Annotated in this window: 4 protein-coding genes; 3 read left to right on the top strand and 1 reads right to left on the bottom strand. The window is 65.5% G+C overall.

Annotation, left to right across the window (positions count from 1 at the left end; all coding sequences use genetic code 11):
- Positions 1-2,111 (top strand): YhgE/Pip family protein (locus BFAL_RS01870; RefSeq protein WP_152973477.1); only part of this gene is annotated, 2,111 nt, incomplete at its 5' end.
- Entirely contained in the window at positions 2,108-4,444 is a 2,337-nt protein-coding gene (locus BFAL_RS01865; RefSeq protein ID WP_055426751.1) for a YhgE/Pip domain-containing protein, read from the top strand. The genes BFAL_RS01870 and BFAL_RS01865, both read left to right, overlap by 4 nt.
- 1,750 nt (positions 4,445-6,194) lie before the next feature.
- On the opposite strand, the gene fbaA is transcribed toward BFAL_RS01865, so the two are convergent.
- On the bottom strand, positions 6,195-7,262 hold the full coding sequence (fbaA, locus tag BFAL_RS01860; protein WP_055426750.1) for a class II fructose-bisphosphate aldolase: 1,068 nt from the start codon (positions 7,260-7,262) through the stop codon (positions 6,195-6,197).
- A gap of 230 nt (positions 7,263-7,492) precedes the next feature.
- Here fbaA and BFAL_RS01855 point away from each other — a divergent pair.
- A partial coding sequence (locus tag BFAL_RS01855) for a C1 family peptidase (protein WP_305765037.1) occupies positions 7,493-8,526 on the top strand: 1,034 nt, incomplete at its 3' end.

Below are 8,526 nucleotides of genomic sequence, written 5' to 3'. Positions count from 1 at the left end.
CCACGCAGCGCGCCGTGATCGCCGACCTCGACGCCGTCGCGCGCGACATCCGCGACGCGAACGCCTCGCTCGCCACCATGCAGGGCACACTCGACGGCGCGGACGGCGCCATCGCCGACGCGCGGTCCACGCTCGACGGACTCGGCAAGACGATTGCGACGGCGCAGCGCACGTCCGCGCAGTCGGGTTCGCTGCTCGCGCAGGCGCAGACCTCGTCGCAACGATTGTCGACGACGATGGTCGGCGCGCTCGACCAAGGTTCCGCGAACCTGTCCGGCATCGGCGTGAAGGCGAACGCGGCCGCGGGCGACGTGACCGACACGCTCAACCGCACGCAGGACTCCGTCGACCAGATCCACAACGCGATCTCCGCGCCGCTCGGCCAGACCGCCTCCGCCATCGACTCGCTCAAAAGCACGCTGCGCCGCGCGGGCATCGACGAGAACACCACCGACCCGGCCGGGCAGCGCATCTGGAGCCAGGTGAACGCGATGTCCGACGCGGTCGCGCGGCAGCAACAGCAGGCCGACGACTTCCAGAAACACGCGACCGGGTTCATCACCGCCGGCAAGAACGCGGCCGGCGGCCTGTCCGACGCGACCGGCACCGCCGTCAACGGCGGCATCACCGGACTGAACAAGGCGCGCGGCACGCTCACCGGCACCGTCATGCCGAACCTCACCTCGTCGTTGAACGCGTTCGGCGCGCTCAACGGCACGATGGCCGGCACGCTCACCTCGCTCGCCGACACCACCACACAGGCGACCGGTCTGCTCGACCAGCTCGCCGGCACGATCACACAGACCAAGCAGACCGTGCACAGCACGCGCGACTCGCTCGGCCAGCTCGCCAGCGACGTGGACGGCGTACGCACCGACGTGGCCGCGGTCGACAGCTCCGCCATCTGCTCCTCCCTCAAAAACAAGCTCCACCTCGACGACAAGGAGTTCGGCAAGTTCATGGGCTCCCCGGTCGCGCTGCGCACGCGCACCGTGTACCCGATGGACAACTACGGCTCGTCGGTCACGCCGTTCTACACGAATCTGGCACTGTGGGTGGGCGGGTTCGTGCTCATCGCCATCTACAAGCTGGAAGTGGACCGCGAGACCCGCGAAAGCATGCGCCACATGACCGCCGCGCAGGCGTATCTGGGGCGTTGGATGCTGCTCGTCTCCATCGGCCTGCTGCAGGCGCTCATCGTGTGCGTGGGCGACCTGGTGATCGGCATCCAATGCGAGCATCCGCTGCTGTTCATCCTTGCGGGCCTGTGGTGTTCGTTCGTCTACGTGAACATCATCTACGCGCTGGCGGTCGCGTTCCGGCATATCGGCAAGGCGGTCGCGGTGATTCTCGTCATCGTGCAGATTCCGGGCGCATCCGGCCTGTACCCGATCGAACTCATGCCCGATTTCTTCCGCGACCTGCACCCGTGGCTGCCGTTCACGTACGGCATCAACGCGATGCGCGGGCCCATCGGCGGCCTGTACGCGAACCACTACTGGCTCGACATGCTGCACCTCGCCTACTACGTGCCGGTCGCGCTGTTCGTCGGACTCGTGGTGCGCCAGTATGCGATGAACCTCAACGCCCTGTTCGACCGCCGCCTCGGCGTCACCGACCTGATGATCACCGAACGCGACACGATGGTCAACGAGCGGCTGAGCCTCACCTCCACGTTCCGCGCGCTGTCCGCCTCGTCGGACATGCGCGGGATCGTCACCCGCCGCGCGCGCCGCTTCTTCGACCGCTACCCGAAAATGATCGTCTCCGGTCTGGTGCTGCTCACCGTGCTGCCGTTCGCGTTCCTGCTGCTCCTGTTCTTCACGCAGGCGAAGATCGCGATGCTCTCCGCGTGGATCGTGTCGATCATCGTCATCGACGCGTATCTCATCATCGTCGAATACATGCGCGAAAGCTACGCGCGCCAGGTCGGCACGGACGCGCTCATGCCCGGCCAGTTCCGCGACCTGATGCTCAACGGGTACGTGTGGCGCCGCGGGCGTGCGGGCGGCCACTCGCGCACCGGCGGCGACGCGGACGGCGGCGGGCGTGCCGCGCAGGACGGGCACGATTCGCAGGACCCGCGCAACGGGAAGGGAGACGCACGATGAGGAACATCTGGCGCATCTTCGCACGCGACGTCAAACAGGCCACACGCAACGTGATCTCGATCATCGTGGCCGTGGGGCTCGTCATCGTGCCGGCGCTGTACGCGTGGTACAACATCACGGCGAGCTGGGACCCGTACGGCAACACGAAATCGCTGAAAGTCGCCGTCGCGAACACGGATTCCGGCTACAAATCGGACATCATGCCGGTACGCGTCAACGTGGGCGAGACGGTCATCGCCGCCCTGCGCGCCAACCACGACCTCGACTGGCAGTTCGTCGACCGCGACAAGGCCGTCGACGGCGTGTACTCGGGCGACTACTATGCGGCGCTCGTCATCCCGAAATCGTTCAGCGCCGACATGATGACCATCTTCTCGCCGACGATCCGCCACGCGCAGCTCGACTACTACCTCAACGAGAAAATCAACCCGATCGCGCCGCACATCACCGACGAAGGCGCCGGCACGGTCGCCACGACCATCGACCAGACGTTCGCCAAGACGCTCGGCGAAGTGGCGCTGGGACTCGCCTCGAACATCGCCGGGTATGCGGACAGTCCACAGATGCAGCAATACGTGGCGAACGCCACCAGCCACCTCGCCACGATGTCCGCGCGCATGCGCTCCGCCTCCGCGCAGGCCACCTCGTACGCGAACCTGCTCGCCGCAGCCGACGGCATCATCGACTCCACCGACAAGATGCTCGGATTTGCCGGCTCGCAGGCCGACACCGCGAAACAGGCGCTCAACCAAGGCAAGAAAGGCGCGACGTCGCTCGCGAAGGCGATGGACGGCGCATCCGGAGGCGTCGCCGACGCGCTACGGCAGGCCGCGGAATCATACGACACCATCGACGCGCAACTCGACAAGGCGTTCGACGGCATCGACGCGCAATCCGGGCAGGTGGCGGGCGCGCTCACAGACCTCGAATCGAAGGTCTCCGGGCAGGCGGACGCGTACGACGGCTATGCGAAGGCGCTGCGCTCCCTGGCCGGCTCGGCGGGCTCCTCCACGGTCAGGGACGCGCTGAACGCCGCCGCCGACCAGGCGCAGGACACGCAGCGTAGACTGTCCGCCGCAGCCGCCTCGCTCGGCGACGCGGCCAAGCGCGTGAACGACGGCACCGCGGACCTGGCGGCGACGCGCCGCGACGTGAAGGCGCAGATCGCGAGCGCGCGCAAGGCCGTCACCAACGCCGCGGACAACTACCGATCCTCGCTGAAGCCGCAGATCGACGCGCTCACTTCGTCGATGGACGACATGGTCACGCAGGCCGGAAACGTGGTGAGCGGACTGGCCTCGACCACAGCCGACGTGCGCAGGCTCTCCGGCGGCATCTCGTCCGGACTGGGCGACGTGCGCTCCGCATTGACCGGCATCGCCACGACGCTCGACAAGTCCGCGGCGAAGCTCGACGCCCTGCAGGCGAGGTTCGGCGCGGCGGTGACGGGCGCAGGTGGCGCTGGGGGCGCGGACACGTCCGCGATCACGTCCGCCGATGCGACGACGCTCGCGACCGTGATGTCCGCGCCGGTCGCCGTCGACCGCAAGGCCGTCTATCCGATCGCGAACTACGGTTCCGCGATGGCGCCGTTCTACACGATCCTCGCGATCTGGGTGGGCGCGATCGTCCTCGTGGCGATGCTCAAGGTGGCGATTTCCGACCATGAGAAAGCCATGATCCTAGGGCTCGGCAACACGTTGCCGCTTGGCGAGGACGTGGGGCTGCGCGACGCGGTGATCATCGGGCGCGAGGCCGGACCGGGCGCCATGCTCGACGTGCTGCGCAAGCCGCACTCCGAATCGCCGGGCAACGCGCGCCGGTTCGGGCTGCGGCTGCATCAGGAGTATTTCGGCCGGTACATGATCTTCGGCGTGCTGGCGCTGCTGCAGGGCACGCTCGTGTGCCTAGGTGACCTGCTGTACCTTGGCGTGCAGTGCGAGCATCCGCTGCAGTTCATGATGGTCGGCTGGCTGGCGGCAATCGTGTTCTCGAACATCGTGTACACGCTCACCGTCTCGTTCGGCGACATCGGCAAGGCCATCGCCGTGGTGCTGCTCGTCATGCAGGTGGCGGGTTCCGGCGGCACGTTCCCGGTGGAGACGCTGCCGCCGTTCTTCCAGGTGATTGCGCGCTGGCTGCTGTTCCCGTACGCAGTGGATGCGATGCATTCGGCGATGGCCGGCGCCTACGGCATGGAGTACTGGGTGGCGATGGGCAAGCTCGCGCTGTTCCTCGTGCCCTCGCTCGTGCTGGGGCTGGTGCTGCGCAAGCCGGTGATCCGCCTCAACGACTGGGTCATCCGCAACCTCGAAAGCACCAAGGTGATGTGACAGGTGATGCGAGCCGGCCTGGTGTAGGCGGAAGCGAGTGCGAGCGCGAACCGGAAACGGGCGATTTGGCATGGCGGGAGCGGGTCGGAAGCGGGCGTGAACGGCTGGAAGCGGGCCGAGCGCGGGACCAGAAGCAGACGGAAGCTGGCCGGAAGTGGCCGGGGAGCAGACCGGAAGTGGCCCGGAAGTGGACGACGCACGGGGCCGTTTTCGTGCCGGAACGTCGCTTCCGTTTCAATGGCATCATTCCCATTCCGGCAGCGGCGTTTCCATTCCAACAACGTCTGCGACCACCGCGCCTTAGAACGGAAGCACCACTGGGAAACACCGGATGGCTTGTCAGCGGAACTTCCATCCCAACAGCATCTGCACCGTTCCAAGTCTGGAAGGGAAACGCCGCTGGGAGGCCCGTCAGCGTCGCTTTCATTCCAAACCTGCGACGGAAACACCACTGGAAAACACCAAGAGACGCCGGATGGCTTGTCAACGGCGCTTCCAACAGCGTCTGCACCATTCCAAGCCTGGAAAGGAAACGCCGCGGAGAGGCCCGTCAACGTCGCTTTCATTCCAAGTCTGGGACGGAAACACCGCGCTTGGGACGAAAACAACCCTGCAGCCGGGCGTCGGAATTGCCTGATCATGCGGGCGGACACCGGCCTTGCCTGATCCTGCGGTTTGACATCGACGGTGCACGGTCGTGCATCTGCTTGCCTGCCCCTACAGTCGGGCATCGGGTTGCGCGGTCCCGGACATCAGCCTTGCCTAATCCTGTAGTCGGGCATTGGCTTTGCGCGGCCGCACATTGGGATTGCCTGATTCTGTGGTTTGACATCGGGTTTGCGTGGGCGGGTCGTGCGGGCAGGGACATGAATCTGCGCAGTCCGGGCACGAACCTGTACAGTCTGATCTCGAACCTGCGCGATCCGGTGGCGAACCTGCGCAGTTTGATGGCGAACCTGCGCATAGGGGTCGTAAAGGACTGCTTGCGCCGGGCGGGGCGGCGTCGTGGGATTCCTTGGAATTCCAGGCTTTTCGATATGCGGCTCATACGCTCTTGAACCTTGCACAGGGCTTCTTTCAGCACCCCTGTGCGCAGGTTGGGGCTTGGACTGCGCAAGTTGGGGGCAAAACCGCACAGGTTACTGTCCGGATTGCGCAGGTTCGGCCGCCGAACGCGCAGGTCGGGTCCCGAGCTGCACAAGTTGGAGGCCGGCTGCACAGGCCAGCCGTCCAACCGCGTAGGTCATGTCCCCGAACAGCACCCGAACAGCACCGTTATCCGGGTCAGAATCATCCCACCCAGTCCTCTTGGTCGGAATCATCCACCACCAAAAGCGTTCTTCCCTCACTCTCCGACCATGAACGAAACAGCACCAGTGTCCTGCGCCGTAAATTCGTTTATCCCGTTCTCGGCTCCCCTTGCCAGGGGCGAAACGGGGCTGAAGGGTAGTCAATTCATCAACGAATGTACGGCGCGAAATACTAGCGCCACGAGAATCCGAATAACCCAGCGACCAAAATCCGAATGTTCCAACAACCAAAATTCGGAGGCTCCCAACTACGAAATCCGAATCTTGCAATGACGGAAAACCGAATCCAAGCATAGAAGGCAACACGGCCTAGAACATACGACGGGGGGCGGCGCCCAGAAGGCGCCGCCCCTGAAATCACTCCGCGACGAACAGCGGTCTTCTCCCTCCAAGGCGGGTGACGCCCCTGACGGAGAAACAACCAGACGCGGGAAACCGCGCTACTTGAGCGCCTTGCCGGCGGAGCCGAGCTCCCGGCAAGCCTCGACCACGCGGGCCGCCATCGACGCCTCGGCCTTCTTGCCCCACGAACGCGGGTCGTAGAACTTCTTCTGACCGACCTCGCCGTCGACCTTGAGCACGGAATCGTAGTGCGTAAACATGTGGTCGGCGATCGCACGCGTGAACGCGTACTGCGTGTCCGTGTCGACGTTCATCTTGACCACGCCGTACGAGACCGCCTCGGCGATCTCCTCCGGGCGCGAGCCGGAACCGCCGTGGAACACGAGCGCGAACGGCTTGCCGTTCGGGAAGTCGACCGCGCCGGCCGCGGAGGCCACGCGCCCATCCACGACCGCGTTCGCGACCTCGCGCTGGATGTCGCCCAGCAGCGCCGGACGCAGCTTGACCATGCCGGGCTTGTACGAGCCGTGCACGTTGCCGAACGTGAACGCAGCCATGTAGCGTCCGCGCTCGCCCAGGCCGAGCCGCTGCGCGACTTTCACACCATCCTCCGGCGTGGAGTACAGCTTCTCGTCGATCTCCGCGGACTGTCCGTCCTCCTCGCCGCCGACCGCGCCGATCTCGATCTCCAGCACAGTGTGCGCCTTGACGGACTTGTCGAGCAGCTCCTCGGCGATGTCGAGGTTCTCAGCGAGCGGCACGGTGGAACCGTCCCACATGTGCGACTGGAACGTCGGCTCCTGGCCGTGCGCGACCTCGTCGGCCTCGTGCGCGAGCAGCGGGCGCACCCACTCGTCGAGGTACTGCTTGGCGCAGTGGTCGGTGTGCAGCGCGACGGTGATGTTCGGATACTTCTTCGCGACCTCGTGCGCGAACGCGGCGAACGCGAGCGAACCGGTGACGCGGTCCTTGACGCTCTGGCCGGAGAAGTAGGAGGAACCGCCGACGGACACCTGGATGATGCCATCGGATTCGGCTTCGGCGAAGCCCTGCAGGGCGGCGTTCAGGGTCTGCGTGCTCGTCACGTTGATGGCGGGGTAGGCGTATCCGCCGCGACGCGCGGCATCCAGCATTTCGGCGTAACGTTCGGGAGTTGCGATAGTCATACGGCCATTATCGCGCCGTTGCGCGAAGAACGTACCCGCGATGGCCATTCCCGGCTGTGAATTTTCGCACACGTCACCTGAACGTCACATGAGGCGGCATGCGTCGCGGCCGCGCGGCGGTGCCATGCGCGTTTCCATGCGTGTCTCCACGCGGCCTCCAATGCACGGCGGGAATCGCATCGTGTCGTCCGATCGCCCATACCGTCGAAAACGAGCGATAATGGGGAATCATGACCGAGAACAACAAGAACACCAAGAACGCCGGGGACGCCCCCCGCGGCGGCGACAATCTGGACGCCGTCATCGACGATGCCGTCACAGCCGCGATCGCAGCGGCACCGGAATCCATCGAAGGCGCGCTCACCGATGACGCGCTCGCCACATACTCCACCGCCTTCAACGCCTCCCGCGCGAACCGCGTCGCCGCCACCGCCGCGACCAGCGCGGGCGTCATCAAGGCCGCGACCGACTATCAGGGGCTGCGCGCGCTGCCCCGCGACGAATTCTCCATCGAACTCAAGCAGGGGTCGATCACCGCACAGGAACACTCCGGACGCTGCTGGATGTTCGCCGCCCTGAACACGCTGAGCCACGATGTGATCCGCCGCTGGGACCTCGACGACTTCGAATTCTCCGAAACCTACCTGTTCTTCTACGACAAGATCGAGAAATCGAACTTCTACCTCGAACAGGTGCTGGCCACTCTCGACGAACCCACCGATTCGCGTCTGTTCCAGGCGATCAACGACTATCCGGCGGACGACGGCGGCTGGTGGACCATGTTTGCCTCGCTCGCCGCGAAGTACGGTCTCGTGCCGAAGTCCGCGTACCCGGAAACCGCGAACACGCGCGATTCGGACGCGTTCACGCAGTATCTCAACGCGAAGCTGCGCGAGTTTGCGCTCGAACTGCGCAAGGCGCATGCGCTGGGCGAGGGCATGGCGGAGCTGCGCGCGCTCAAGGACGGCCAGATGGCCGACGTGTACCGCATCGTCACGATCGCGCTCGGCGAGCCGCCGAAGACATTCGACTGGACGGCGCGCAAGAAGGACGACGCCGACGACAAGGACGGCAAGGATACCAAGGCCGCGACGGATGCCGCCGCCGGCACGGGCGCCGCGGGGGCACCCGCGAAGAAGAAGGACGGCGACGGGTTCGTTTCCGGCGAGCTAATCCGCGAATTCGGCATCACGCCGCGCGAGTTCTACGCGAAATACGTCCAACAGGATCTCGACCGGTACGTGGGGCTGGTGAACGCGCCGAT

Origin of the sequence: Bifidobacterium aesculapii (assembly GCF_001417815.1) — a bacterium.
Lineage (GTDB): Bacteria > Actinomycetota > Actinomycetes > Actinomycetales > Bifidobacteriaceae > Bifidobacterium > Bifidobacterium aesculapii.
This window is presented reverse-complemented; position numbering and strand designations above follow the sequence as displayed.

Bases quoted from the DNA above. Each gene is read 5' to 3' on its own strand.
- BFAL_RS01865 (WP_055426751.1), top strand. From the start codon at position 2,108: ATGAGGAACATCTGGCGCATCTTCGCACGCGACGTCAAACAGGCCACA.
- fbaA (WP_055426750.1), bottom strand. From the start codon at position 7,262: ATGACTATCGCAACTCCCGAACGTTACGCCGAAATGCTGGATGCCGCG.